Here is a 25,772-nt window from a genome sequence, read left to right as displayed (position 1 = left end):
AATTTAATTACAAGATTTAAGTTTTTGATGTTTTATTCCAAAAGAATCAAATATCTTTGCGCTTCTACTATTAACAACCAAAATTTTAATTATGCGCAATTTTATTTGGAGTTTATTACTGTTGTTTTCTGGAATCTTTATTTCTTTTTCTCAAACAAAAAACATTGAAAAAGGAACCTATTTATCGACTAATAAAGGTCAAAAAATCAAGTTGAATTTGTTAGATGATAATAAATACGAATTGGTTTTTTATTCAGGCGGTTATGAGGTAAAAGGAGATTCTTTGCTGTTTGCTAAAAATGCAACGGCAGAAACCAGTTTTGACCTTTCTTTCAAAGTCGACAAAAAAGCTAAAAATATAAAAGTAATATTCAAAGATCCAGCTTATTATTCTTTCTTTATTGGAACTCAAAAAGGAAAAGAAGAAGTTAAATATCAAAGAGTTTCAGACATTAAAAGTAAAATTGATCCAGAATGGAGTAAAGTCGATTTGGATTTTGAAATTGAGAAAGCAGACTTTTTATATTTAGTATATGAAGAATATGGCGGAAAAAGCAATGTAAATAAATACGCTTTACCAAAAGACGTTTCAGAAATAACGATCAATTATGAATTGGCAGTTTTAGGCGATTTACAGATTGCAGGATTTTATGATAAACATACAAATGAGCTGAGAATATCAGAGAAATCAGGATTAAATCCACTAGTATTTGTCAATGAAAAAGATCCGCAGCCAGTTAAGAAAACGCCGAAAGTTCTTCCTCTTGAAAGTCAAACTATTACCAATTGGACTTATCCAGGAAAAGACGTTTCTACAGAAGATTATGGAGTAATAGTTGACAGCGCCGCTGCAGTTGTAGAGGCTGCTGCTATAGACGCCACAAATGCTTCATCGACATACAACAAATATGATTTTAAATTAAAGGTCGAAGACAATCTAAAAAAGGCAATAGAATCTACAAAAACAGCTAGCAATAAGTTTTTGGTTGTTGTTGTAGACAGCAAGAATAAAACAGCCAAAGAAGGTTTTGATGCTTTTGTAAAAGAGCAAGAAACCCAAACGGGATATAATATGTACGATTCTTATAATGCTCTTTATGATATCTATAATTATTATTTGGCTGGAGCCGATGATAAAAAATGGCTTAAAAACAATAAAATTACCAGCGATCCAAGTATAATTATTTTAAACGGAGAAGGCAATCAACTTGCTATTGCAAAATCAGATTTGGCAGCGCAACAATATCAATTTAGCTATTATGGAGATTTTTATAGAAGACTTCAGAGGGCAAACGCCTTCCTTTCAATAAATAATGTTTTAAAGAATAAAAAAGCATCTGATACCGATTTGATTGCTGCTTTTAATAAAGCCGCTTTACTAGAATCTTCTTATGATTATGAAGGAGAATCTGCTGTAAGCGATCCAAATTCGGCTGAGTTTGTAGTTACTAAAACATCTTTAAATCAGAAAGAAGTCGCTCAATCATGGAAAAAATTAATTGAGGCGCATCAGAAAGATAAAAATGTAGATATGTATTTGGTTGAAACGATTTTGAAAGAAATCAAGAATCAAGGATTTACAAAACAGCTTTTTAGTGCAGACAGAATTTTGAATGATACAGATTTCTTAGCAATCGATTATGTATTAAAACATTCAGATGAAATTGAAAATATTCGTTCTGGTTTTAATACTAAAATAGGAGAGACTCATACTATTGGAAATCCAATTTCTGAAGTTTCAGATGCCTTACAGCAAAACCTTTATCTTTCTCAAGATGGAGCTTCTGGCGAAATAAATAGAGATAAAGTGAATTCGCTTTACAAAAGAATTATCGCTTCTGGAAAAGGAAATTTTGATGTATATAGAAACTATTTTTATTATTTGGCACAACTTCAAGAGAATGACGGTTCTAATGCAACTTTCTTAAAAGAGTTTAATTCTTATTTTGATTCGACTTTGGCAGGAGCAAGTCCAATTGAAAAATTAGATGCAATCTTTTCAGGATTAGATTCAAGTTCAAGTTATTCTTATGATGGATGGAATTCGTTTAAAGATTATCATTCAAACCTTTGCAATAATGCAGCTTGGACAGTGGTAGAGAATTCTCAGAATTCAAACTTTACTAAAGATGCTATTAAATGGTCCGAATATAGTTTGGTTGTAACCAAAAACAATCCTTATTATTTAGATACTTTGGCTCAGTTGTATTACAAAGACGGACAAAAGCAAAAAGCGATTGAAACGCAAACTTTGGCAGTAAAATATTTGAATGATTATGTTGAAGGAGAAACGGCAAACCAAATGAAAGAAGTTTTGACTAAAATGCAAAACGGGACATATTAAACAATTACGAAACCCGACAAGTTTTTAAAACCTGTCGGGTTTAATTTATAAATTAGCCAAAAACAAAAAAGGCTGTCTAAAATTTTAGACAGCCTTTTTAATATTTAAGATTCAGATTGAATTACAATCCAAATGCAGCTTTTACTTGGTCAACAAAATCAAGTTTTTCCCATGTAAACAATTCAACAGTAACTGTTTTTTGGTTTCCGCCAGGAGCAGAGAAAGTTTTAGTTACAGTTTCTGGTTTACGCCCCATGTGTCCGTAAGCAGCAGTTTCGCTGTAAATTGGATTTCTTAATTTTAAACGTTGCTCAATAAAGTAAGGACGCATATCGAAGATAGCTTCTACTTTTTTAGCGATTTCACCGTTAGTTAAGTTTACTTTAGAAGTTCCGTAAGTTTCAATGAAAATTCCCATTGGCTCAGCAACTCCAATTGCGTAAGAAACCTGAACTAAGATTTCGTCAGCAACACCTGCTGCAACTAAGTTTTTAGCGATATGACGTGTAGCATAAGCAGCACTTCTATCTACTTTACTTGGATCTTTTCCAGAGAATGCACCACCACCGTGAGCACCTTTTCCACCGTAAGTATCAACGATAATTTTTCTTCCTGTTAAACCAGTATCTCCGTGAGGTCCTCCAATAACGAATTTTCCTGTTGGGTTAATGTGGTAGTTGATTTTATCGTTAAATAAATGAGCGTGCTCTGGGTTTTTAGCGATAATTCTTGGAATCAAGATTTCAACAATATCTTTTTTGATTTTAGCCAACATTGTAGCTTCTTCATCAAAATCATCGTGTTGAGTAGAGATAACAATTGCATCAATACGAGTAGGTTTGTTATCGTCGCTATATTCTAATGTAACTTGAGATTTAGCATCTGGACGTAAATACGTGATTTCTTTGTTTTCACGTCTTAAAATTGCTAACTCTTGTAATAATTTATGAGATAAATCTAATGCCAAAGGCATGTAGTTTTCAGTTTCGTTTGTAGCATAACCAAACATCATTCCTTGGTCACCTGCACCTTGCTCTTCTGGCTTAGCTCTGTCAACACCTTGGTTAATATCTGCAGATTGCTCGTGAATAGCTGAAAGAATTCCACATGAATTCGCTTCAAACATATACTCACTTTTAGTATATCCGATTTTACGGATTACTTCTCTTGCAATTTGCTGAACATCAAGATAAGTATTCGATTTTACTTCACCTGCTAAAATAACTTGACCAGTTGTAACTAGTGTTTCGCAAGCTACTTTAGAATCAGCATCAAATGCCAAAAAGTTGTCAATTAATGCATCCGAAATTTGATCTGCAACTTTGTCTGGATGCCCTTCACTAACAGATTCTGACGTAAATAAATAAGCCATAATAATGTAAAAATAATTGTTTTAATTAAAATTATGCGGGAAAAAGTAATTGCTAAAAGGGCTAAAGGAGAGTTTCTGCTTTAGCATTTTTTACTACTGAAATGAATTTTTCAGTATTCATAACGAAATCATTTCATTATGAAGAGGTTGCAATCAGTTCAAATTTTTCCTCTGTTTCGGGTGCAAAGGTATGAAACCATTTTGATTTGCAAATTAAAGTTCAACTTTTTTTATTTTTAAACGTATAAATTTAACACAAACATACTAAATTGATAGGGTAATAGAAATTATTTAAGTTTTTGCTTGGCTGATTAAAAAATAGTTCGCAACTTTGCCACGTTAAAAGAAAAGAAAGAAATGAAATTTACAGTTTGCAATATGATGTCTTGTAAGATGCCGGAATTATCCGCAGAGACACTATTGTAGTTATTTTTCAAATACTATATAAATAGAACCTCTGCCGAATAGCAGAGGTTTTTTTATGGCCTAAATAAAAGGTTTAGAAAAAAATATAAGAAAATTTCAATTTTAATTTGGTGGTTAAATAAATATTACTACTTTTACTCTATAGAAATAGTCGAGTTTAAAAACAAGATAATTTTAAAAAATGAAAACAATAGCAAAAAGAAATATGATGTGTTGTAAAATGATGCAAATGTGCATCCCTCATTGCTGTTGCCAAAAGTGAAAGAGTAGAATCTTTGTTATAGTTAAGCTATAAGCCCTTTTGGTCGCCATCCGGAAGGGCTTTTTTATTTCAACACATTTAAAATTAAAATCATGAGAACATTAAATTCAATTGCATTAGAATATTTATTGAGAAACGATTCTCAACAAAACAATCATACATCAGAAGAAGTAACAAGAGAAACAACAAGAATAGAAAAAGAACAGAATGTAAAGCAAAAATCGTTGCTGTTCCAGTTGTATGAGCTTGAAGAAGAAGCGGAAGAATTCTTGGCTTAAAACTTCAAATTATAAAATTTCAAAAATCAATTACAATATATAATAGTATTAACAATATTAAAAAAACTAAGAAATCATGAGTACACAAAAATTTGCAACAAACGCTCTACATGCAGGACACGATGTTACTAAAAATGCAGGAACAAGAGCCGTGCCTATTTATCAGACATCATCATACGTATTTAATAACGCAGATCACGCTGCCAATTTATTTGGTCTTGCAGAAGCTGGATTTATTTACACAAGATTAAATAACCCAACAAACGATGTTTTGGAACAGCGTTTAGCTGCGCTCGAAGGCGGAATCGGGGCTGTAGTTACGGCTTCTGGAGCATCGGCAATTTCGACAACTTTATTGACTTTGCTTAAAGCGGGAGATCATATTGTTGCATCAAACAGTTTATATGGAGGAACTTATAATCTTTTAAAAGTTACTTTACCAAGATTAGGAATTACAACAACATTTGTTGATCCTTCAAAACCTGAAAACTTTACCAAAGCAGCAAAAGAAAATACAAGAGCATTTTTTGTTGAATCTCTTGGAAATCCAAAATTAGATATATTGGATTTAAAAGGAATTTCGGCGGAAGCCAAAGCATTCAAAGTGCCATTTATAGTAGACAATACAGTTGCGACACCTTATTTATTAAACCCAATTAAATATGGTGCCGATATTGTAATTCACTCCTTAACTAAATATATTGCTGGAAACGGAACTTCATTAGGAGGCGTTATCATTGATGCTGGAAACTTTGACTGGTCTAACGGAAAATTCCCTGAATTTACTGAACCGTCTGCAGGATACCATGGATTAGTATATCACGAAGCTTTAGGAAATGCGGCTTTTATTGCAAAAGCTCGAATTGAAGGTTTACGTGATTTTGGTGCTGCTTTGAGCCCATTTAATGCTTTCCAGATTATTCAAGGATTAGAAACGCTGCCAATCCGAATCAAGAAACATAGCGAAAATGCTTTGGCTCTAGCTGAATGGTTAGAAAAACAAGATGAGGTAGTTTGGGTAAATTACCCAGGTTTAAAATCAAGCAAATATTACGATTTGGCTAAAGAATATTTACCGCAAGGCCAAAGCGGAATTATCACTTTTGGATTAAAAGGAGGTTTTGATGCTGCTAAAAAAGTAGTAGATGAAACTAAATTATTCTCTCTACTGGCAAATATTGGTGATACAAAATCATTAATTATTCATCCAGCAAGTACAACGCATCAGCAATTGACAGATGAAGAGCAAATAGAAACAGGAGTTTCTAAAGATTTGGTTCGTCTGTCTGTGGGAATTGAAGATATTGAGGATTTAATTGCTGATCTGGAAGCTGTTTTTGAGAGCGTTAAACTTTCTCAATACAGCATCAATAAAAATTAGGTTTTTTTGTTTTTTGTTTGAAAGATTGCCTTTAGCCATTGTGCTAAAGGTAATTTTTTGTGAAAAACATCTTTATAAATTAAACCATGTAGAGGCGCACTGCAGTGCGTCTTAATTGTGGTTAAAAACTAAAATGTTAGAAATTATGTCAAAGCTTAAAATAAACATTATCCTTTTCGGAATTGGAAATATCGGAAGCACTTTGATTAATCAGATTATTGAAAGTCAGGAATTTTTTCTTGAAAGCAAAAATGTTGATTTTCATTTTCCAATTATAACCAATTCGACAGTTGCTTTTTTTGAGAAAGAAGGTGTTGGGTATTCTTGGGAAACCAATTTCAGACAATTGGCGGTTCCTTTTAAAGTAGAAGATATTGTCGAGTTTGCACAAGAAAATGAATTCGAAAATCTGATTGCGGTTGATGCAACAGCTAGCGACGAACTCGTAAAACACTACAATACATTAATTCAAAATGGATTTAATATTGTAGCGGTAAATAAGAAAGCCAACACGCTTCCGATTGATTTGTATAAAGAATTGCGTGCAAATCTTAAAAAGTACGACAAGGAATTTCTTTACGAAACTTCGGTCGACACTGGAATTCCGGTTTTACAGACTTTAAGAGATTTATATTATTCGGGAGAAAAAATCACTAAAATCCGAGGTGTTTTTTCAGATAATTTAAGTTATGTCTTTAACCGATTTTCATCTGAAGATGTTTCGTTTTCATCTGTTTTAAAAGATGCAAGTCTTTTAGGTTTGATGAAATCGACATTTAAAGAAGATTTATCTGGAAATGATACCGCAAGAAAGCTTCTGATATTAGCAAGAGAAATAGGAAAAGATTTTGAGCTTTCAGACATTAAAGTCAAACCCTTTATTACTGAACAGCATTTGGAGAAAAATGGCATCTTGAATAAAGAGGAAGTCGATAAGTCTTTTAAAATTGCTAAAATCACACAAGCCGAAAATCATGTTTTGAGATTTGTTGGCGAATTTGATGTTGAAAAAGGAACTCTCGAAGTCAAATTAATTTCTGAACCAACAGATTCTCCAATCGGTCAATTGAAAGGCTCGGATACCATTTTTGAAATTTTCACGAAATCTTACGCGAATGTTCCTATTGTAATTCAGAGTGCACCAGCATGTAAACAAGCAATTTCGAGAGGAATTATAACCGATATTCTAAAAATTGCAGAAAGAATTAGAAATAAAGAGGCTATTTGGTCTTAAATTTTCTCAAAAAATAGAAAAATATAACCAATGTTCTTTGATAAACTGATTTGTTATAGGAAGTTTTAGAAGCGAAAAATGCTTAATTCTACATTTTTTGTTCTTATTTATCTTACAATTGTATTTGTAAGGTGATTTTTGTCGTGAAAAAACACATTTTCAACGAAATTTGTAATTAAATTCTTGAATTTCATTTGTGTAATAAAAAAAATATTTGCATATTTGTTATACCCAAAAACTACTAGAAATCAAATGAACTTAAAAGTCAACAAAATGTTTTGCGCCATTTCGGTTATTACCGAGGCTGGGTTGTCTATTGCTTAATAAATTGTAAGAAAACAATATATAGTAAGAGCCTCCCATAAAATATTTGGGAGGCTTTTTAATTTAACACAAATGCAAAATTTAAAATTACAATATAAATCACAGATGAATAAATCCTTACAGATGAACAAGATGTTTGCTGTCGCGCTTATTTGCGTACAGGTCTGTCGATACTAAAAGTATAAATGAGTTTAAAAACTTAAACCCTTTTGGTATCTAGAAATCCAAAAGGGTTTTTTTATTCCCGAAAAGGGCTTAACACAAAAATAAAAGAGAAATAAAGATTATAAAACGCAAACTGAACTAAAACTTAATATCATGAGCACATTGAACTACTTAGCAGAAAAAATTTCAAATTTGAAAAACAGAAGGACAAGAAAAAATAATCCGCCACCGCCAACAAACGAATTGGCTCACCCAAGATTCGGAATTACAGAAGAAGATAAAAGTACTGTAAAAAAAGTACCAAATTCTTTATTGTTTTTAATGTATTCAAAAGAGAATGAAACGCTTTTCATCTAAACAGAAAAGCGACATAAATTAGGTTAAAACCTGCATAATTTTACTGGGCATTTATGTTCGGTAAATTTTTGCGTATAATAGTTTTTGCTAAAGTAAGTCTCAGAAATTTAACAAACACTTTTAGATAAAATTTGTTTGTTAGAGAAATTAGTAGTTAATTTGCACTCGTTAAGTTCAAACACGTATTGAAATGTTATAAAGAAAGGACGAGGGATTAGACCCGATGAAGCCTTAGCAACCCTTCGGTAAAACGAAGAAGGTGCTACATTCTACCACGCCAAACGTGGAAAGATAACAACAAGATTTTTTCTAGTTAAACCTAGTTTTTCTTTCTAATATTTCCATATACAAATCAATAATACAACAGATTTGAAATTGGAAAATATACCAAATCCCATTATAATTCAAGATTTCATCACAGAAAGTGGTGCAACTTATCATTCTATACCATTAAGTTTTACGCTGGCAGGACAACCTTTGCACAGCGCGCCTATTGTTTTGGTTAATCATGCGTTAACTGGAAATTCGCAAGTTACTGGAGAAAATGGCTGGTGGAATGACTTAATTGGTCAAGGTAAAACCATTGATACTGATGTTTATACCATTTTGGCTTTTGATATTCCAGGAAACGGAAGCAATTCTTTCTTAATCGAAAATTATCTTGATTTTACAGCAAGAGACATTGCAAGAATCTTTATTGAAGGTGTAAAAATTTTAAATATCGAAAAGCTTTTTGCGGTTATCGGAGGTTCTGTTGGTGGCGGAATTGCTTGGGAAATTTTAGCTTTAGCGCCAAATATTACAGAAAATCTTATTCCGATTGCGAGTGACTGGAAATCTACGGATTGGCTTATCGCCAATTGCTTCCTGCAAGAACAGATTCTAAACAATTCTTCAAGACCAATTGAAGATGCGAGAATTCATGCCATGTTGTGTTACCGTTCGCCAGAATCATTTAAAGAAAAATTTCAGCGAACTGTAAATCAAGATCTTTTGATTTTTAATATCGAAAGCTGGCTCGCACATCACGGAAAAAAATTGCAGAAAAGATTCCAATTGTCTTCTTATAAATTAATGAATCAATTGCTTAAAACAATTGATATTACTAGAAATAGTGAAAGTTTTGAAAACTTATTGTCTAAAACAAAAGCTTCAATTCATATCGTAGGAATCAATTCAGACTTATTTTTTACGGCCAAAGAAAATGTCGAAACCTATGAGGAATTAAAGAAGTTTAAAGACAATGTTTTCTATAGCGAAATTGATTCGGTTCACGGACATGACGCTTTTTTAATCGAGTACAAACAATTAGATTATTTACTTGCCGACATTTTTAAGGCAGAAACAATAAAGAAATAAAATGAAAGTATTAAAATTTGGAGGTAAATCGTTAGCAAACGGAGAAGGACTTAATAAAGTTGTTTCAATCATTTCTGATAAAGTAAGTCAAGGTGAAAAAATTGCCGTTGTAGTTTCTGCACGTGGAAACGCTACTGATGAATTAGAATTTATTTTAAGCATTGCTGCTAAAAATGGCAGTTATAAAGAATTATTAGAAAATTTCAAAAAATATCAAATATCAGATTATCCGAATGTAGATTTATCGGAAGAATTTAATGTATTAGATAAACTTTTTGAAGGTGTAAGCTTAATTGGCGATTACAGCAAAAAAATCAAAGATCAGATTTTGTCAAAAGGAGAATTGCTTTCGGCTAAATTATTGACGGCTATTTTATTGGAAAAAGGAATTCCAGCCAATTTTGTAGATACGAGAGATTTGTTGAAAACCGATTCTAAATTTGGTGATGCACAGCCTTTAGAGCAGCTTTCAAAGAAAAACGTAGTCAATTATTTTAAAGAACATAACGGCGAAACGGTTAATATAGTTACAGGTTTCATTGGATCTAATAACAACAACGACACAACTACTTTAGGTAGAAATGGCAGTAACTATACCGCTTCGTTAATCGCAAATTATTTAAACGCAGAAGAACTGCAAAACTTCACGCACGTAGATGGAATCTATACGGCAAATCCAGATTTGGTTGCAGATGCTAAAAAAATCGAATATTTATCGTTTAATGAAGCAAATGAGCTGGCAAATTTTGGAGCTACAATTCTTCATGCAAAGACGATTATTCCTTTGTTGGAAAAGAATATCCCGTTACGAATTTTAAATACTTTCAACCACGAAAACCGCGGAACTTTAATTACATCGGATTCTTCTAAAGAAGGAATTAAAACACTTTCTGTATTAGAAAATGTCTCTCTTGTAAATCTTGAAGGACGCGGATTACTTGGAAAAGCAGGAGTCGATGCCCGAATTTTTAAAGTAATGGGTGATCACAATATTAGTGTAAGCATCATTTCTCAAGGTTCTTCAGAAAGAGGAATCGGACTTGTGGTAGCAACAGAAAAAGCTACTCTTGCAATGGTTGAATTAGAAAAAGAGTTTGAGAATGACTTTTATTCTAAAGACGTAAATCAGATTACGGTTACAGACAATGTATCGGTAATTTCGATTATTGGTCAGGATTTGAGTACTTTCCATAAACCATATACGGCTTTAATCAAAAATAAAATTGTTCCGATTTTATTCAACAACACTGTAACAGGTAAAAACGTGAGTTTGGTTGTTAAAAAAGAGGAATTAAATAAAGCTTTAAACGTAATTCACGGTGAGATTTTTGGAGTTTCTAAAAAGATTAACATTGCGATTTTCGGTCACGGATTAGTTGGTGGAACTTTAATCAACCAGATTTTAGAATCGGCTGCGGCAATTGAAAAACGTAAGGACATTAAGCTTAATGTTTTTGCTATAGCGAATTCCAAAAAATTGCTTTTAAACAAATACGGTGTTACTGGCAATTGGAAAAACGAAATTGCGACTAAAGGCGAGGCTTACACCATAAAAGATATTATTGCTTACGCGAATGAGCATCATTTAGAAAACTTAATTGCAATTGATAATACTGCAAGTGCAAGTTTTGTTGAGAATTATATTCCGCTTGTAGAAAGCAGTTTCGATTTGATTTCTTCTAATAAAGTGGCTAATACATTAAGCTATGGTTTCTACAAGGAATTGAGAAAAGCTTTGGCAGAAAATCAAAAGAATTATTTATATGAAACGAATGTTGGTGCGGGATTACCATTAATTGACACCATTAAATTATTACACCTTTCAGGAGAAAATATTACGAAAATTAAGGGGGTTTTCTCTGGAACGTTAAGTTATTTATTCAATAATTTCTCTGCAAAAGATGCGCCTTTTAGCGAAATCTTGCAAGAAGCAATTGATAACGGATATACAGAACCAGATCCGCGTGAAGATTTATGTGGTAATGATGTTGGTAGAAAATTATTAATTTTAGCTAGAGAATTAGATTTGCAAAATGAGTTTGAAGAAATCTCAATTCAGAATTTAATTCCAGAGCACTTACGTGAAGGAAGCGCTGCGGATTTCTTGACGAAATTAAAAGAATTCGACCCAATTTATGCTAAAATAAAAGCAGATCAACAGCCAAATCACGTTTTAAGATATATTGGTGAATTGTCTGGAGATTTACAGAATGACAAAGGAAATTTAGAAGTAAAATTAGTTTCAGTACCAAAAGATACTGCATTAGGCGGATTAAAAGGTTCTGATTCTTTCTTCGAAATTTATACAGAATCTTACGGAGATCGTCCAATCGTTATTCAGGGAGCTGGTGCAGGTTCTGCGGTAACGGCAAGAGGAGTTTTCGGAGATATTTTGAGATTGTCTGATAAGGGATAAGACGATTTTAGATTGCAGATTTTAGACTGTAGATTTTAGACTGTAGATTTTAGACTGTAGATTTTTGATTTGAATTAAAAAAACAAAAAAAATAACAACACAATGAAAGTAACTTTAAACAGAGTAAATGACGCATTTCATTTTAAAGTAAAAAATGAACGCGGACACGTAGTTGACGTTGATAGCAGAGCCGAATTTGGCGGAAGCGATTTAGGTGCAAGCCCAATGGAATTAGTATTAATGGGAGTTGCGGGATGCAGCGCTATTGATATGATTTCGATCTTAAAAAAACAGCGTCAGGAAATCACTTCTTTTAATGCTGAGGTTGAAGGAACGCGCGTTCAAATCGAAGAAGCAAAACCTTTTAAAGAAATCGATGTGGTTTTCTATTTAGAAGGAGAAATCAATCCTGATAAAGCAAAAAAAGCAGCGCAACTTTCTTTTGAGAAATACTGTTCGGTTGCCAAAACGGTAGAACCTACAGCGACAATTAAATACAAAGTTGTCTTGAACAACGAAGCTTTATAAATTAGATAATTTGTCAATTAGATAATTAGAAAATGCTCAGATTAAGCATAAATAATTGACTCGTTTTAGTTTGGATTTCAGTTTTAAAACTTGAAACCTGAAATCTGAAACTTGAACAAAAAAACAAAAAAACAACACAATGAATACAGAAGAATTTGGTTTTGAAACACAAGCCATCAGAACACAATTAGAAAGATCTCAATATTTAGAACATTCGGTGCCTTTGTACCTTTCATCAAGCTTCGTTTTTGAAGATGCTGAAGATATGAGAGCTTCTTTTACAGAAGAAAAAGAAAGAAATATTTACAGCCGTTTCAGTAATCCAAACACTTCAGAGTTTGTAGATAAGATCTGCAAGATGGAAGGAGCTGAATCTGGTTATGCATTTGCAACAGGAATGGCTGCGGTATATTCTACTTTTGCAGCGTTATTGAATTCTGGAGATCATATTGTTTCTGCGAGCAGTGTTTTCGGTTCGACTCACGCCTTGTTTATGACTTATTTTCCGAAATGGAATATCGAAACTTCTTATTTCGAAATCAATAAGCCAGAAACAATCGAAAGTTTCATTAAACCAAACACAAAAATTTTATACGCCGAATCTCCAACAAACCCTGGAGTTGATGTAATTGACTTAGAATTGTTAGGGAATATTGCTAAAAAACATAACTTGATTTTAATAATTGACAACTGTTTTGCAACGCCTTATTTACAGCAGCCAATTAAATTTGGAGCACATTTGGTTATCCATTCAGCAACAAAATTAATCGACGGACAAGGACGTGTTTTAGGTGGAGTTACTGTTGGAAATGCTGATTTAATCAGACAGATTTATTTATTTTCAAGAAACACAGGCCCAGCTTTATCACCATTTAATGCTTGGGTTTTATCTAAGAGTTTAGAAACTTTGGCTGTTCGTGTAGACAGACACTGCGAAAATGCTTTAAAAGTAGCTGAATTCTTGGAAAGCCATCCAAATGTAAACAGCGTAAAATATCCTTTCTTGAAATCGCATCCACAATACGAAATTGCTAAAAAACAAATGAAAGCTGGTGGAAACATCATCGCATTTGAAATTAAAGGCGGAATCGAAGCGGGAAGAAAATTCTTGAATTCAATTCAACTTTGTTCATTATCTGCAAATATTGGAGACACAAGAACAATTGTTACGCATCCGGCTTCTACAACACATAGCAAATTATCTGAAGAAGATCAATTAGCAGTGGGAATCACACAAGGTCTTGTTCGTGTTTCTGTTGGTTTAGAAACTGTTGAAGATGTAATTGCAGATTTAAAACAAGCACTTTCTTAAATTTTAGATTTTAGACTTAAGATTTTAGATTTCCAATTTCTAATAAATGAAGACGATTTTTGATAGTAAGTTTTACTGTTGAAAATCGTCTTTTTTTAAGATTGTTCTATAAAAAATATACTTTTGTTTTAGACTGAGAATATTAATGTTGATTAGTTTATGAGCGATAGAATTTACATTCTAGATAAAAAGTTATTTGCTTCAGAAAGAAAACGTTTTGTAGGAGGCATTGTTGATTTTATCTTTGTGTTTGTTTCGGTCTTTATTTCGGGTCTTATAATTGTAATAATCGGAAATATTTTTAATTGGAATATATTCTCTATTTGGGGTCAATTTATTAATGATTCCACTTATTTAGCACTTTTTACTTTTCTAATGCTTAATTATCTGTTTTTGGAGTGTTTTTTTGGAGCAACAATGGGTAAATTTGCTACAGGTATTATAGTTGTTACAGAAAATGGTACGAAACCAAATTTCGGTAGGATTTTCATCAGAACTTTATGCCGTTTAATTCCTTTTGATGTATTCTCATTTTTAGGAAAATCTGGAATGTTTTGGCATGATTCTTTTTCTAGAACCTACGTTGTCGATAAAAGAGGCTTAGAAAGAGATTTGGAAATTTTCTATTCTATAGATTTAATTGGACAAAACGAAGTAGTTTGATGGATTTAGTAGAATTTAACTTTATTCTTTTGTGATAGTTCAAACAAAAAGCATACTTTTGTTATTCAATAATTTGTGAGGGTTTGATCTGAGGTTAAATTCTGCAATCTAAAATTTTACATTAGTGCTTTCAAAGAAAACAAAATACGGAATTAAAGCTTTAACTTATTTAGCCAGACGTGAGAATAATGAGCCGGTACAAATAGCTGAAATTGCGAAAAGCGAACATATTTCGATAAAATTTTTAGAAAGTATTTTACTGCTGTTAAGAAACTCAGGTTTTCTTGGTGCTAAAAAAGGAAAAGGCGGAGGCTATTATCTGATAAAAGATCCAAAAGATATTAGTATGGCTAAAGTCTATCGTATTTTAGAAGGTCCAATTGCATTATTGCCATGTGCGAGTCATAATTTTTACGAAAGATGCGATGATTGCGACGATGAATCAACTTGTGCAGCAAGACGTTTAATGACTGAAGTTCGTGATAATACACTTAAAATATTAGAAAGTAATTCTTTGGCAGATATTGCGTTTTAGAAAATACTATTAATTTATAAAAAAAAGACCATTTCTAAATTTGAAATGGTCTTTTTTTATGATTAAAATATCAATTTATATCCAGCTAAAAATAGCATTACGGCTATGGCGTTTCTAAGAAATTGATCTGGCACTTTTCCGCTTAACATACTTCCCATATATATTCCAGGAAGCGATCCCATTAATAACTGAGCAAGTAATTCTAAATCTAAGTTTCCCATAGAAGCATGGCCAATTCCAGCAACTAAAGTTAAAGGGACAGCGTGCGCAATTTCGGTTCCAACTAAACGAGGAGTTGGTAAAAGTGGATAAAGGAAAAATAAAGTTACGGTTCCAAGTGCTCCTGCACCAATAGAAGTTAAGGTTACTGTTGCTCCTAATAAAACTCCAATTGCAATCGTAAGCATATTTTGAGTGGTACTTTCGCTGTGAAATTTATCTCCAGCATGTCTTTGAGAAAAAACTAAAAGCTTCTTTTTGAATATGATCGCTACCGAAGTAAACAATAAAGCCCAGCCCAAACTGTACTTAATAACTCTATTTATGGTTTCAATATCTGTTTTAATGCTGTTTAATATCCATAAGGTCAATAAAGCGGCAGGAACACTTCCTAAAGTTAACCAACCAGTGATTTTCCAATTGATGTTTCCTTTTTTGTTGTGTACAAATATTCCTCCGGCTTTGGTAAATGCAGCGTAAAGTAAGTCAGTTCCAACAGCTTTTGTGGGCGGAATACCAAAATACAATAAAATAGGAGTCATTAAAGAACCTCCTCCAACACCTGTTAACCCAACAATAAAACCAACTGCTAAACCTGCTATTACAAGACCAATCTGAAAATCCATGAAAAATTATTTGCCGCTAAAATAATAACAATTTTATAATTATCCTATAGATTTTGTAGAGATTAAATGTGTATTTTTGTGAATCACAAAATTGAAGCGTGTTGTTAAAATAATAAGAGACAGCATTTAATTTGTTAAAATAATCACTAATTCCTTTTTAAATCTCTTTTAACTTGGTTTAGAAGATGATAGCTTATATAAAAAAGTAAATATATTGTTTTGATATTTCGAAATATATAGTACTTTTGCAAAGTAATCTACTAAGCCGATAGGGTAATGGATTTTTAAGAGTAAAAACAATTCTTAAAATATGGAAAATGAACTTAAGTTAAACAACGCTATAGTAAAGTCTGATTCTTTATTAAAGGAAAAATTGTGGGTTGTAATACCTGTTGTTTTGTTGTTAGGTTTGGCAGTTACATTAATTTATAATCATCACGCTGAATTTTCGTGGGATGGTTTTGTTCAGGGACTTGATGAAAATCTTTTAGCGTTTTTCTTAATTGGTGTTTTTGCACAATTAGTAGATGGCGCTTTAGGAATGGGATATGGAGCAACTTCTACATCATTTTTATTGGCTTATGGAGTTTCGCCAGTTTTGAGTAGTACGGCAGTTCACGTTTCAGAGATGTTTACAACTGGAGCATCGGCGCTTTCGCACCACCGCTTTGGAAACATCAATAAAAAACTGGTCAAACATTTATTGATTCCAGGAGTTTTAGGATCAATTACAGGGGCTTATTTATTATCAGATGTTATTGACGGAGATATTATTAAGCCGTTTATTGCGGTTTACATGATTATTCTGGCAGTTGTAATTATCAGAAAAGCTTTGAGAAAAAGTCTTGTAAAAAAGAAAACTAAAAAACTAGGAGCTTTGGCAGTGTTTGGAGGTTTTATGGATTCTGTTGGAGGAGGAGGCTGGGGGCCAATTGTAACTTCAACATTATTAGGAAGAGGAAGAAACCCGAAATATACTATCGGGTCAGTAAATGCAGCTGAGTTTGCCATTTCGTTTGCAAGCGGAATTACTTTCATGCTTTTTGGCGGAATTCACGGTTGGCAGATCATTATCGGATTGATTTTAGGAGGAGTTATTTCAGCACCAATAGCAGCTTATTTGGTAAATAGAATCAAAAGAAAACCAATGATGATTGCGGTTGGAGTTCTAATTATAGTATTGAGTTTAAAAACATTATCTAAATTATTGTAAAAGATAATTTTAGAAAGGAGAGATTTATGAGTGCGATTATTGTACAAGAATTATTAGAAAAAACTGCAGCTCTTTCGCTTGACGAAACCTTAGTTTTTTTAGCAAAAGAATTTCCGGGAAAAGTAATTTTTTCGACATCTTTCGGTCAGGAAGATCAGGTAATTACTGATTTTATTGCAAAGAGTAACACCGATATTACGGTATTTACTTTAGATACAGGAAGATTATTTCAGGAAACTTACGATGTTTTTCATAAAACATTAAAAAAATACAAAAGACCAATCGAAGTTTTTTTTCCAGAAGCTGCCTCTGTAGAAAATCTTCTGAAAACAAAAGGGCCAAACAGCTTTTACGATTCGGTTGAAAACAGAAAAGAATGCTGTTTTATTCGAAAAGTAGTTCCGTTACGAAAAGCTTTAGCAGGAAATTCAGTTTGGATTACAGGTTTAAGAGCAGAACAATCAGAAAACAGACAAGATTTAAGTTTGTTTGAATACGACGGAAACTTCGAAATCATCAAATTCAATCCGTTGTTAAAATGGACTTTAGAAGAAGTTGAAACGTATTTGTCTGAAAACAATGTTCCTCAAAATGCTTTACACAAACAAGGTTTCGTAAGCATTGGATGTGCGCCTTGTACGAGAGCGATTTTCCCAGGTGAAGATATCAGAGCCGGAAGATGGTGGTGGGAATCAAGCCATAAAGAGTGTGGGCTTCATAGTGCTAAGAAAGAGTAAGTAGAAGAAAGAAGCAAGAGGCAAGACTTCTGCAGAGAATAGAATATAGATTATAGAATAAAGAGTGGAGATTTTAGATTAGGCGAAAAACTTTAAACCTGAAACAAAATTTTTCACAACAAAAATATCAAACAAAAAAACAATGAGTTCAGTATTAAAAACAAACGCTTTAGAGAGTGAAGCGATATACATTTTCAGAGAAGTAATTTCACAGTTTGACAAACCGGTTTTACTTTTCTCAGGAGGAAAAGATTCTATAACATTAGTGCGTTTGGCGCAAAAAGCATTTTTCCCTGCTAAGATTCCGTTTCCTCTATTGCACGTTGATACGGGACACAATTTCCCTGAAACAATCGCTTTCAGAGATAAATTAGTAGAAGAATTAGGTTTAGAGTTGATCGTACGTAATGTTCAGGATGCTATTGATGAAGGAAAAGTAGTTGAAGAAACTGGAAAATATTCAAGCCGTAACAGCTTGCAGACTACAACACTTTTGGATGCAATTGAAGAATTTAAGTTTGATGCTTGTATTGGTGGTGCACGTCGTGATGAAGAAAAAGCAAGAGCTAAAGAACGTATTTTCTCAGTTCGTGATGATTTCGGACAATGGGACGAAAAAAATCAAAGACCGGAGTTGTTTGATATTTTAAATGGAAAAATAGAAAATGGTCAAAACGTTCGTGTTTTCCCAATTTCAAACTGGACAGAATTAGATGTTTGGAGTTATATCGAAAAAGAAAAAATCGAGATTCCGTCAATCTATTTCTCACATAAAAGAAAAGTTTTTTTGAGAGACGGTTTAATCTGGTCGCATTCTCCTTTTGTGTACCAAGAAGAAGACGAACAAATCGAAGAAAGAATTGTTCGCTTCAGAACCGTTGGAGATATGAGCTGTACAGCAGCTGTTGAATCTTACGCAGCAACAATCGAAGAAGTAGTTGGCGAAATCAGATCATCAACGATTTCAGAAAGAGGAGCCAGAATTGATGACAAACGTTCTGAAGCTGCAATGGAAAAAAGAAAACAACAAGGATACTTTTAATAATTGTTAATGATGAATTGTTAATTGTAAATGCAATTCGGAATTAATTAAAGTTAGAATCAAGAAAACAAAAAACATACAGATTTAAGTTTCCAACAGAACCTGAAACTTTAAACCTGAAACAAAATATAAGATGGACGTTTTAAAAATAGCAACAGCAGGAAGTGTAGATGATGGAAAAAGTACTTTGATCGGGAGATTATTGTACGATACAAAATCATTGACAACTGATAAAATAGAAGCAATCGAAAAAAGCAGTAAACAAAAAGGATACGATTACCTTGATTTTTCTTTAGCAACTGATGGTTTAGTAGCAGAAAGAGAACAAGGAATCACGATTGACGTTGCGCATATTTATTTTTCGACTGCAAAGAAAAGTTACATTATCGCCGATACTCCAGGGCACGTAGAATATACTAGAAACATGGTTACAGGAGCTTCTACTTCTCAGGTTTCTATCATTTTGATTGATGCCAGAAAAGGAGTTATCGAGCAAACATACCGTCACTTTTTTATCAATAATTTATTAAGAGTAAAAGAAGTAATCGTTGCGATTAATAAAATGGATTTAGTTGATTATTCTGAAGAAGTTTTCAATAAAATCAAAGCTGATTTTCAGGCATTAAATGCAAAAAGCACTTTCAAGGAGCAAAACGTAAGTTACATTCCATTAAGTGCAATCAATGGCGGAAACGTGGTTGACAAATCTGAAAATATGCCTTGGTACGACGGACAAACGGTATTGGAACATTTAGAAGGATTGCATGCTCATGATGTTTTTGAAGCAGGAAAAGCACGTTTCCCAGTTCAGACTGTGATTCGTCCAAAAACTGAAGAATACCACGATTTTAGAGGTTACGCAGGAAAATTATACGGAAACTCAATTAAAGTTGGAGATGCCGTAACGGTTCTTCCTTCTTTAACAGAATCAAAAGTATCTAAAATTCATTTTTTCGATAAAACATTTGATGAAGCTGTCGCAGGTTCTTCGATTACAATCGAATTAGAAAATGATATCAATGTAACAAGGGGTGATATGATTGTAAAATCAGATGAGCTTCCTAGAATTGAAAAAGATATCACAACGACAGTTTGCTGGATGGACAGTAAAAAACTGGTTCCGGGAACTAAATATTTGGTACAGCACAATACAAATAGAGTTTTAGCGAAAGTAGAAAGCATTAAAAATACAATTGCTACAGATTACTCTGGAACGACAGAAGCTTCACAATTAGCAATAAACGAAATTGGAGAAGTAACGATCAAATTAAGTAAACCGTTATACTTTGATTCATACAACGAAAACAAATCCAACGGAGCTTTCATCTTAATTGATACAGCAACTAACACAACAGCAGGAGTAGGATTTATTCGCTAGTTGATAGTTGATGGTTTTTGGTTGATAGTTATCTGCCAGCAAACCAACAACCAACAACTGACAACCAACAACTAAAGAGAAATGGAAAGTTTTAGAACAGAAATAGAAAATCCGGTAGTTCAAAGAGAGATTATCGAATTAGAAAAAAAGATTCATTTATTCCGTGGAGGAAAAATTGATGATGAGCGTTTTCGTAGTCTTCGTTTAGCGCGTGGAATCTACGGACAACGCCAAGAAGGTGTTCAAATGATTCGTATCAAATTGCCTTATGGTAAAGTAACCAGCGAGCAATTAGTACGTATTACACAGGTTTCTGATGAATATTCTACAGGGCGTTTGCACATTACAACGCGTCAGGATATTCAGATTCACTACGTGAGTTTAGACAGAACACCAGAACTTTGGGCAGATTTGGCTAAAGACGATATTACGCTTCGTGAAGCTTGTGGAAACACCGTTAGAAATATTACAGGAAGCGAATTGGCTGGAGTTGACGTAAACGAACCATTTGATGTTTCGCCTTATGCACACGGACTTTTTCAATATTTGTTGAGAAACCCAATTTGTCAGGAAATGGGACGTAAATTCAAAATTTCGTTCTCTTCTTCAGATGAAGATACCGCTTTGAGTTATTTACACGATTTAGGATTTATTCCGAAAATTAAAGACGGACAAAAAGGTTTCAAAATCATGTTTGGAGGAGGTTTAGGATCTCAGCCAGCACATGCTGAATTGCTTTCGGAGTTCGTTCCAGTAAACGAAATTATTCCAACAGCAGAAGGAATCATCCGTATTTTCGATAGATACGGAGAACGTGCAAAAAGAATGAAAGCACGTATGAAATTCTTAATCAAAGAAATGGGAAGAGATGTTTTCCTTGATTTGGTTGAACAAGAGAAAAAAGCTATCGCTTTTGAAACATACGAAATTGATACAACTGCTTTTGACGGACCAATTCCAGAACCAGTTTTAGAAGTTCCTCAAGTTACAATCGAAGATACAGAAGCTTATGAAGCGTGGAAAAATTCGAATGTAATCAAGCAGAAACAAGACGGTTATTATGCAATTGGAATCAAAATTTTATTAGGAGATTTTTATACTGATAAAGCTAGATTATTAGCCGCTTTAATTAAAAATTACGGAGCAAATGAATTACGTTTTTCATTGCGTCAAAATATTGTAATACGTCACATAAAAGAAGAGAATTTGCCTTTCTTTTATCAAGAGTTAGCCAAATTGGATTTTGTTCAGTTAGGATATAATTCAGTTGGAGATATTACGGCATGTCCGGGTACTGATACTTGCAACTTGGGGATTGCAAGTAGTACCGGTATTGCAGAAGAATTAGAAAGAGTTTTAACAGCTGAATATCCTCAGTATTTAAACAACCGCGAAATCGAAATTAAAATTTCGGGTTGTATGAATGCTTGCGGACAACACAATATGTCTGCAATTGGATTCCAAGGAATGTCTATCAACTCAGGAAAACTAGTAGCTCCGGCTTTACAGGTTTTATTGGGTGGAGGAAGATTAGGAAACGGAGCAGGACGTTTTGCCGATAAAGTAATCAAAGTGCCTAGCCGTAGAGGTCCTGATGCATTGCGTACCATCTTAAATGATTTTGATGCTAACGGAAGCGGACAAAAATTCCTTGATTATTATGATACAAAAGGAGAAAAGTATTTCTACGAAATCTTAAAACCGTATGCTGATGTAACCAATTTAACAGAAGCTGATTTTGTGGATTGGGGTAATGCAGACAATTACGTAAAAGCAGTTGGAGTTGGAGAATGTGCCGGAGTTGTGATCGATTTAGTAGCGACTTTATTGTTTGAAGCTAAAGAGAAATTGATTTTGGCTCAGGAATCTTTCGACGAGAAAAAATGGTCAGATGCAATCTATCATGCTTATGCAGGATTTGTAAACGGTGCGAAAGCATTATTATTGGCTGAAAACCAAAAAACAAACCACCACGCAGGAATTGTAGACTTGTTTGATACTGTTTTCATCGACACTAATAAAATCGAATTAAACTCAACTTTTAAAGACTTGGTTTACCAAATCAATAAAAATGAACCATCTGAAGCTTTCGCTAAAGATTATATTGCACAAGCAACAGTTTTCTTTGATAAAATCGAAACTTTCAGAGCACAGGAATTAGCAAATGCATAATATAAAACCAAAAATAACTTTAGTCGGTGCAGGTCCGGGCGATCCCGATTTACTTACGCTAAAAGCTGTAAAGGCATTGGCTGAAGCTAATGTGGTTTTATACGACGCTTTGGCCAACGAAGAAATTCTGGATTACGCACCTAAAAATGCTATCCGAATTTTTGTTGGAAAAAGAATCGGAAATCATGCTTACACGCAGGATCAAATCAATCAATTGATTGTTGATAATGCACTGACTTATGGAAACGTAGTTCGGTTAAAAGGAGGAGATCCATTTATTTTTGGAAGAGGCGGAGAAGAAATTGATTTTGCAGAAAGTTTCGGAATAGAAACTACTGTAGTTCCCGGAATTTCATCAGTAGTTGCGGTTCCTGCAAGTCAGGGAATTTCGATTACAAAGCGTGGCGTTTCAGAAAGCTTTTGGGCGATTACCGGAACAACTTCTGATAGAAAATTATCGTCAGATGTAGCTTTGGCGGCACAATCTTCTGCAACCGTTGTGATTTTGATGGGAATGTACAAATTGCCTCAGATTATTGATTTGTTTCAAAAAGAAGATAAAGGAAATTTACCCGTTGCAATCATCCAAAACGGAACAACAGCAGAAGAAAAAGTTGGAGTAGGAACAGTTGATTCGATTCTAAATATTGTAAAAGAAAAAGAATTAGGTTCACCAGCTATTATTGTTCTTGGAGAAGTTGTGAGAGAAAGCAATAAACTAAAAGGATTTTACGAAGAATTTCTATCAAAAGAAGAAATTCGTTAGAATTTCATGTTCCAACAGGAACAATTCGTTGGTAGAAAACAATTCGTAGGTAAGCGTTTCCAATAAAAATGTTCCGATAGGAACATCTGATTGGTAAATCATCTAACTTTGAGTGGATGAAAATAAATTAAAATGGAACAAAACGAATTATATCCAATATTTCTAAAGCTTCACAATTTAAATGTTTTGATTGTAGGTGGAGGAAATGTAGGTCTGGAAAAGCTTTCTTTCTTGCTAAAATCAAGTCCGAATGCTAATGTTGAGGTAGTTGCACCTGATTTTCATTTAGAAATTAAGGTTTTAGCAGAAAAACATTCTTCAATTAAATTGACGGAAAAAAAGTTTAAAAAGAAAATGCTCAAAAAACGTCACATGGTAATTGCCTGTACAGACGATTTGAAAGTGAATAAAAAGGTTTACGATTTAGCGAGAAAACGTTATTTGATTTGCAACATTGCCGATACGCCAGATTTATGTGATTATTATCTGGGCGGAATTGTTACAAAAGGAAATGTAAAAATTGCCATTTCAACCAACGGAAAATCGCCGACTACAGCCAAAAGGCTTCGAGAGTTTTTTGAAGAAGTAATTCCAGAAGACATCAATCAAATGGTTGAGAATCTGAATGAATACCGAAAAACTTTAAAAGGTAATTTTGAAGAAAAGGTTAAAAGAATGAATGAGATTACCTCTTCATTAAAAAATAAAGAGTAAAAAAGTTTCGGAAAGAAATTAATGATAAAAATCATTGAAAGTACAAGGATTTATTCGTTTCTTTGCGTTATTAAGAATGATTATAAACAACAACATAATGATTAAAACAGATATACTTATAATTGGAGCAGGGCCAACAGGTTTATTTGCCGTTTTCGAGGCAGGATTGCTAAAGTTAAAATGCCACATTTTAGATGCGCTTCCACAACCAGGGGGACAACTATCAGAGTTATATCCAAAAAAGCCAATTTATGATATTCCAGGTTTTCCAGAAGTTTTAGCCGGAGATTTAGTTGACGGATTAATGGAGCAAATCAAACAATTTGAGCCAGGATTTACTTTAGGAGAACGTGCTGAAACAGTTGAAAAGCAAGAAGACGGAACTTTCATTGTAACATCAAACAAAGGAACTAAATTCCACGCGCCAGTTATCGCAATCGCTGGAGGATTAGGAAGTTTCGAGCCTCGTAAACCACTTATCGAAGATATCGAGTTTTATGAAGATAAAGGAGTAAAATACTTTATCAAAAATCCTGAGAAATTCAGAGATAAAAGAGTTGTTATTGCAGGAGGAGGAGATTCAGCATTAGACTGGAGTATCTTCTTGGCAAACGTAGCTTCAGAAGTAACTTTAATTCATAGAAGAAATGAATTTAGAGGCGCTTTAGATTCTGTAGAAAAAGTTCAGGAATTAAAATCAGCTGGAAAAATCAAATTAATTACACCAGCAGAAGTTATTGGAATCAATGGAGCTGAGCATGTTGAGTCATTAGACATCGAAGAAAATGGAGCACACCGTAAAATCGAATGCGACTATTTCATTCCACTTTTCGGATTAACGCCAAAATTAGGTCCAATTGGAGACTGGGGATTAGAAATCGAGAAAAATGCAATCAAAGTAAACAATGCATTAGATTACCAAACTAATATTCCGGGAATCTTCGCTATTGGAGACGTAAATACATACCCAGGAAAATTAAAGTTAATCCTTTGTGGTTTCCACGAAGCAACTTTAATGTGCCAAGCTGCATACGGAATCATCAATCCAGGTAAAAAATACGTATTGAAATATACAACAGTTTCTGGTGTAGATGGTTTCGACGGAACTCGTAAAGAAGCGCCAAAAGCAGTTGTGAAGGCGATCGTCTAAGTTGCTAAGATCCTTAGTTTCTAAGACACTAAGATTTTATATATGAAGCTCAAACTTTTTAAAAGTTTGAGCTTTTTCTTTTTTTAAACAAATAATAACAATCTCATTTTATTTAAAATATAGCCAGTAGTTTCAACCACTGGAACACAATGCATAGACACAACGGATAAGTAAGACGATAACAAAACAAAACGAATTATCATAATACGTTTCCCGTGGTTGAAACCACGAGCTATATTAGAAAAACAGAAGTCAATTTTAAAACTTAGAACCTTAGTATCTTAGAGTCTTAGCATCTTTAAAAAAACATTTGCAAATAGAAACCCTATTTCATACCTTTGCACTGTTCTTAAAATTATTGTCAGTTATCACGAAAGGCGGAGGGATAGACCCGATGAAACCTTAGCAACCCTTTATCATAAAGAAGGTGCTAAATTCTACTTTATACGACATTTTCCAGTATTAAAGATAGATAACACAAATACATACTCGTATTTCTCAAAACTTTTCCAGACAACATACAATATTTACTGAAATAACTAAGTAAAGGAGCGAATCATTGGCGCATTTTTGCAGTCAATAGTTCCCGCTTTCGCCTATATCTCTCCATTTCATTGCGAGGATACCGGCTCAATCGGGGCTAATGAGCCAGCAATAGTGCACTTTTGGAATTAATGTGAAAAAAAATATCCGAAGCAAACCTAACAGGTTTTAAAAACCTGTTAGGTTTAAACTTCACAATCATAATAAAAAAAACTTAGCATCTTAGAACCTTAGTGTCTTAGCAGCTAAAACAAAA

At 33.5% G+C, this 25,772-nt stretch carries 21 protein-coding genes and 2 riboswitches; of the genes, 19 read left to right on the top strand and 2 right to left on the bottom strand.

The window, feature by feature from the left end:
• The first annotated feature begins 91 nt into the window (after positions 1 to 91).
• The gene (locus DM444_RS15595; protein ID WP_111288268.1) at positions 92 to 2,344 is read left to right on the top strand and encodes a hypothetical protein; all 2,253 of its coding nucleotides are present in this window, start codon (positions 92 to 94) and stop codon (positions 2,342 to 2,344) included.
• A gap of 121 nt (positions 2,345 to 2,465) precedes the next feature.
• Here the strand turns inward: DM444_RS15595 and metK are convergent, their stop codons facing one another.
• Positions 2,466 to 3,716 carry a methionine adenosyltransferase gene (metK, locus tag DM444_RS15590; protein WP_111288266.1) on the bottom strand — a complete coding sequence of 417 codons (1,251 nt, stop codon included), beginning with the start codon at positions 3,714 to 3,716 and terminating at the stop codon, positions 2,466 to 2,468.
• A gap of 780 nt (positions 3,717 to 4,496) precedes the next feature.
• Here metK and DM444_RS15585 point away from each other — a divergent pair.
• The 10 genes from DM444_RS15585 to DM444_RS15540 all read left to right on the top strand — a co-directional run bounded on the left by DM444_RS15585 (position 4,497) and on the right by DM444_RS15540 (position 14,956).
• Positions 4,497 to 4,682, top strand: coding sequence for a hypothetical protein (locus DM444_RS15585; RefSeq protein ID WP_111288264.1), 186 nt, complete (start codon positions 4,497 to 4,499; stop codon positions 4,680 to 4,682).
• Positions 4,683 to 4,758: 76 nt separating this feature from the next.
• Positions 4,759 to 6,063 (top strand): O-acetylhomoserine aminocarboxypropyltransferase/cysteine synthase family protein, encoded by a 1,305-nt coding sequence (locus tag DM444_RS15580; RefSeq protein WP_111288262.1) that lies wholly within the window; start codon positions 4,759 to 4,761, stop codon positions 6,061 to 6,063.
• Between the two features lie 145 nt (positions 6,064 to 6,208).
• Positions 6,209 to 7,297, top strand: a complete 1,089-nt coding sequence (locus DM444_RS15575; RefSeq protein WP_111288534.1) for a homoserine dehydrogenase family protein — start codon at positions 6,209 to 6,211, stop codon at positions 7,295 to 7,297.
• A gap of 642 nt (positions 7,298 to 7,939) precedes the next feature.
• Entirely contained in the window at positions 7,940 to 8,143 is a 204-nt protein-coding gene (locus DM444_RS15570) for a hypothetical protein (RefSeq protein WP_111288260.1), read from the top strand.
• Between the two features lie 190 nt (positions 8,144 to 8,333).
• A riboswitch (SAM riboswitch) is annotated at positions 8,334 to 8,441 on the top strand.
• 77 nt (positions 8,442 to 8,518) lie between these two features.
• On the top strand, positions 8,519 to 9,502 hold the full coding sequence (locus DM444_RS15565) for an alpha/beta fold hydrolase (RefSeq protein WP_239455693.1): 984 nt from the start codon (positions 8,519 to 8,521) through the stop codon (positions 9,500 to 9,502).
• Position 9,503: 1 nt separating this feature from the next.
• Entirely contained in the window at positions 9,504 to 11,918 is a 2,415-nt protein-coding gene (thrA, locus tag DM444_RS15560) for a bifunctional aspartate kinase/homoserine dehydrogenase I (protein ID WP_111288256.1), read from the top strand.
• 102 nt (positions 11,919 to 12,020) lie between these two features.
• Positions 12,021 to 12,446, top strand: coding sequence for an OsmC family protein (locus DM444_RS15555; protein WP_035645609.1), 426 nt, complete (start codon positions 12,021 to 12,023; stop codon positions 12,444 to 12,446).
• Between the two features lie 139 nt (positions 12,447 to 12,585).
• Positions 12,586 to 13,758, top strand: a complete 1,173-nt coding sequence (locus tag DM444_RS15550) for a trans-sulfuration enzyme family protein (protein ID WP_111288254.1) — start codon at positions 12,586 to 12,588, stop codon at positions 13,756 to 13,758.
• A gap of 159 nt (positions 13,759 to 13,917) precedes the next feature.
• Positions 13,918 to 14,421 carry an RDD family protein gene (locus tag DM444_RS15545; protein WP_111288252.1) on the top strand — a complete coding sequence of 168 codons (504 nt, stop codon included), beginning with the start codon at positions 13,918 to 13,920 and terminating at the stop codon, positions 14,419 to 14,421.
• Positions 14,422 to 14,545: 124 nt separating this feature from the next.
• Positions 14,546 to 14,956 carry an RrF2 family transcriptional regulator gene (locus DM444_RS15540; protein WP_008466594.1) on the top strand — a complete coding sequence of 137 codons (411 nt, stop codon included), beginning with the start codon at positions 14,546 to 14,548 and terminating at the stop codon, positions 14,954 to 14,956.
• A gap of 62 nt (positions 14,957 to 15,018) precedes the next feature.
• Here DM444_RS15540 and DM444_RS15535 read toward each other — a convergent pair whose 3' ends face one another.
• Complete coding sequence (locus DM444_RS15535; protein ID WP_111288250.1) at positions 15,019 to 15,801, bottom strand: sulfite exporter TauE/SafE family protein; 783 nt, start codon at positions 15,799 to 15,801, stop codon at positions 15,019 to 15,021.
• 310 nt (positions 15,802 to 16,111) lie between these two features.
• Between DM444_RS15535 and DM444_RS15530 the strand changes: the two genes are divergently transcribed.
• The 8 genes from DM444_RS15530 (at position 16,112) to DM444_RS15495 (ending at position 24,973) form a co-directional block, all read left to right on the top strand.
• Positions 16,112 to 17,014 carry a sulfite exporter TauE/SafE family protein gene (locus DM444_RS15530; RefSeq protein ID WP_111288248.1) on the top strand — a complete coding sequence of 301 codons (903 nt, stop codon included), beginning with the start codon at positions 16,112 to 16,114 and terminating at the stop codon, positions 17,012 to 17,014.
• 26 nt (positions 17,015 to 17,040) lie between these two features.
• On the top strand, positions 17,041 to 17,751 hold the full coding sequence (locus tag DM444_RS15525; RefSeq protein WP_111288246.1) for a phosphoadenylyl-sulfate reductase: 711 nt from the start codon (positions 17,041 to 17,043) through the stop codon (positions 17,749 to 17,751).
• Positions 17,752 to 17,893: 142 nt separating this feature from the next.
• Positions 17,894 to 18,793, top strand: a complete 900-nt coding sequence (gene cysD, locus DM444_RS15520) for a sulfate adenylyltransferase subunit CysD (RefSeq protein WP_008466601.1) — start codon at positions 17,894 to 17,896, stop codon at positions 18,791 to 18,793.
• A gap of 133 nt (positions 18,794 to 18,926) precedes the next feature.
• Positions 18,927 to 20,171 (top strand): sulfate adenylyltransferase subunit 1, encoded by a 1,245-nt coding sequence (locus DM444_RS15515; protein ID WP_111288244.1) that lies wholly within the window; start codon positions 18,927 to 18,929, stop codon positions 20,169 to 20,171.
• 81 nt (positions 20,172 to 20,252) lie between these two features.
• Positions 20,253 to 22,343 carry a HEPN domain-containing protein gene (locus DM444_RS15510; RefSeq protein ID WP_111288242.1) on the top strand — a complete coding sequence of 697 codons (2,091 nt, stop codon included), beginning with the start codon at positions 20,253 to 20,255 and terminating at the stop codon, positions 22,341 to 22,343.
• Positions 22,336 to 23,109 carry a uroporphyrinogen-III C-methyltransferase gene (gene cobA / locus DM444_RS15505; RefSeq protein ID WP_111288240.1) on the top strand — a complete coding sequence of 258 codons (774 nt, stop codon included), beginning with the start codon at positions 22,336 to 22,338 and terminating at the stop codon, positions 23,107 to 23,109. Before DM444_RS15510 ends, cobA begins: the two co-directional genes overlap by 8 nt.
• Positions 23,110 to 23,241: 132 nt before the next feature.
• Positions 23,242 to 23,823, top strand: coding sequence for a precorrin-2 dehydrogenase/sirohydrochlorin ferrochelatase family protein (locus DM444_RS15500; protein WP_111288238.1), 582 nt, complete (start codon positions 23,242 to 23,244; stop codon positions 23,821 to 23,823).
• Between the two features lie 97 nt (positions 23,824 to 23,920).
• Entirely contained in the window at positions 23,921 to 24,973 is a 1,053-nt protein-coding gene (locus DM444_RS15495; protein ID WP_044047573.1) for an NAD(P)/FAD-dependent oxidoreductase, read from the top strand.
• Positions 24,974 to 25,335: 362 nt separating this feature from the next.
• Positions 25,336 to 25,452: riboswitch (SAM riboswitch) on the top strand.
• Positions 25,453 to 25,772: the final 320 nt, after the last annotated feature.

The organism is Flavobacterium ginsenosidimutans (assembly GCF_003254625.1).
GTDB lineage: Bacteria > Bacteroidota > Bacteroidia > Flavobacteriales > Flavobacteriaceae > Flavobacterium > Flavobacterium ginsenosidimutans.
Note: the sequence above shows the minus strand (reverse complement) of the source record. Positions and strands in the feature narration are given on the sequence as shown.

Coding starts and splice junctions, on each gene's coding strand:
- DM444_RS15530 (WP_111288248.1), top strand. CDS start 16,112: ATGGAAAATGAACTTAAGTTAAACAACGCTATAGTAAAGTCTGATTCT.
- DM444_RS15500 (WP_111288238.1), top strand. CDS start 23,242: ATGGAACAAAACGAATTATATCCAATATTTCTAAAGCTTCACAATTTA.
- DM444_RS15555 (WP_035645609.1), top strand. CDS start 12,021: ATGAAAGTAACTTTAAACAGAGTAAATGACGCATTTCATTTTAAAGTA.
- DM444_RS15580 (WP_111288262.1), top strand. CDS start 4,759: ATGAGTACACAAAAATTTGCAACAAACGCTCTACATGCAGGACACGAT.
- DM444_RS15570 (WP_111288260.1), top strand. CDS start 7,940: ATGAGCACATTGAACTACTTAGCAGAAAAAATTTCAAATTTGAAAAAC.
- DM444_RS15595 (WP_111288268.1), top strand. CDS start 92: ATGCGCAATTTTATTTGGAGTTTATTACTGTTGTTTTCTGGAATCTTT.
- DM444_RS15535 (WP_111288250.1), bottom strand. CDS start 15,801: ATGGATTTTCAGATTGGTCTTGTAATAGCAGGTTTAGCAGTTGGTTTT.
- metK (WP_111288266.1), bottom strand. CDS start 3,716: ATGGCTTATTTATTTACGTCAGAATCTGTTAGTGAAGGGCATCCAGAC.
- DM444_RS15495 (WP_044047573.1), top strand. CDS start 23,921: ATGATTAAAACAGATATACTTATAATTGGAGCAGGGCCAACAGGTTTA.
- cobA (WP_111288240.1), top strand. CDS start 22,336: ATGCATAATATAAAACCAAAAATAACTTTAGTCGGTGCAGGTCCGGGC.
- DM444_RS15525 (WP_111288246.1), top strand. CDS start 17,041: ATGAGTGCGATTATTGTACAAGAATTATTAGAAAAAACTGCAGCTCTT.
- DM444_RS15515 (WP_111288244.1), top strand. CDS start 18,927: ATGGACGTTTTAAAAATAGCAACAGCAGGAAGTGTAGATGATGGAAAA.
- cysD (WP_008466601.1), top strand. CDS start 17,894: ATGAGTTCAGTATTAAAAACAAACGCTTTAGAGAGTGAAGCGATATAC.
- DM444_RS15585 (WP_111288264.1), top strand. CDS start 4,497: ATGAGAACATTAAATTCAATTGCATTAGAATATTTATTGAGAAACGAT.
- DM444_RS15575 (WP_111288534.1), top strand. CDS start 6,209: ATGTCAAAGCTTAAAATAAACATTATCCTTTTCGGAATTGGAAATATC.
- DM444_RS15550 (WP_111288254.1), top strand. CDS start 12,586: ATGAATACAGAAGAATTTGGTTTTGAAACACAAGCCATCAGAACACAA.
- DM444_RS15545 (WP_111288252.1), top strand. CDS start 13,918: ATGAGCGATAGAATTTACATTCTAGATAAAAAGTTATTTGCTTCAGAA.
- DM444_RS15510 (WP_111288242.1), top strand. CDS start 20,253: ATGGAAAGTTTTAGAACAGAAATAGAAAATCCGGTAGTTCAAAGAGAG.
- thrA (WP_111288256.1), top strand. CDS start 9,504: ATGAAAGTATTAAAATTTGGAGGTAAATCGTTAGCAAACGGAGAAGGA.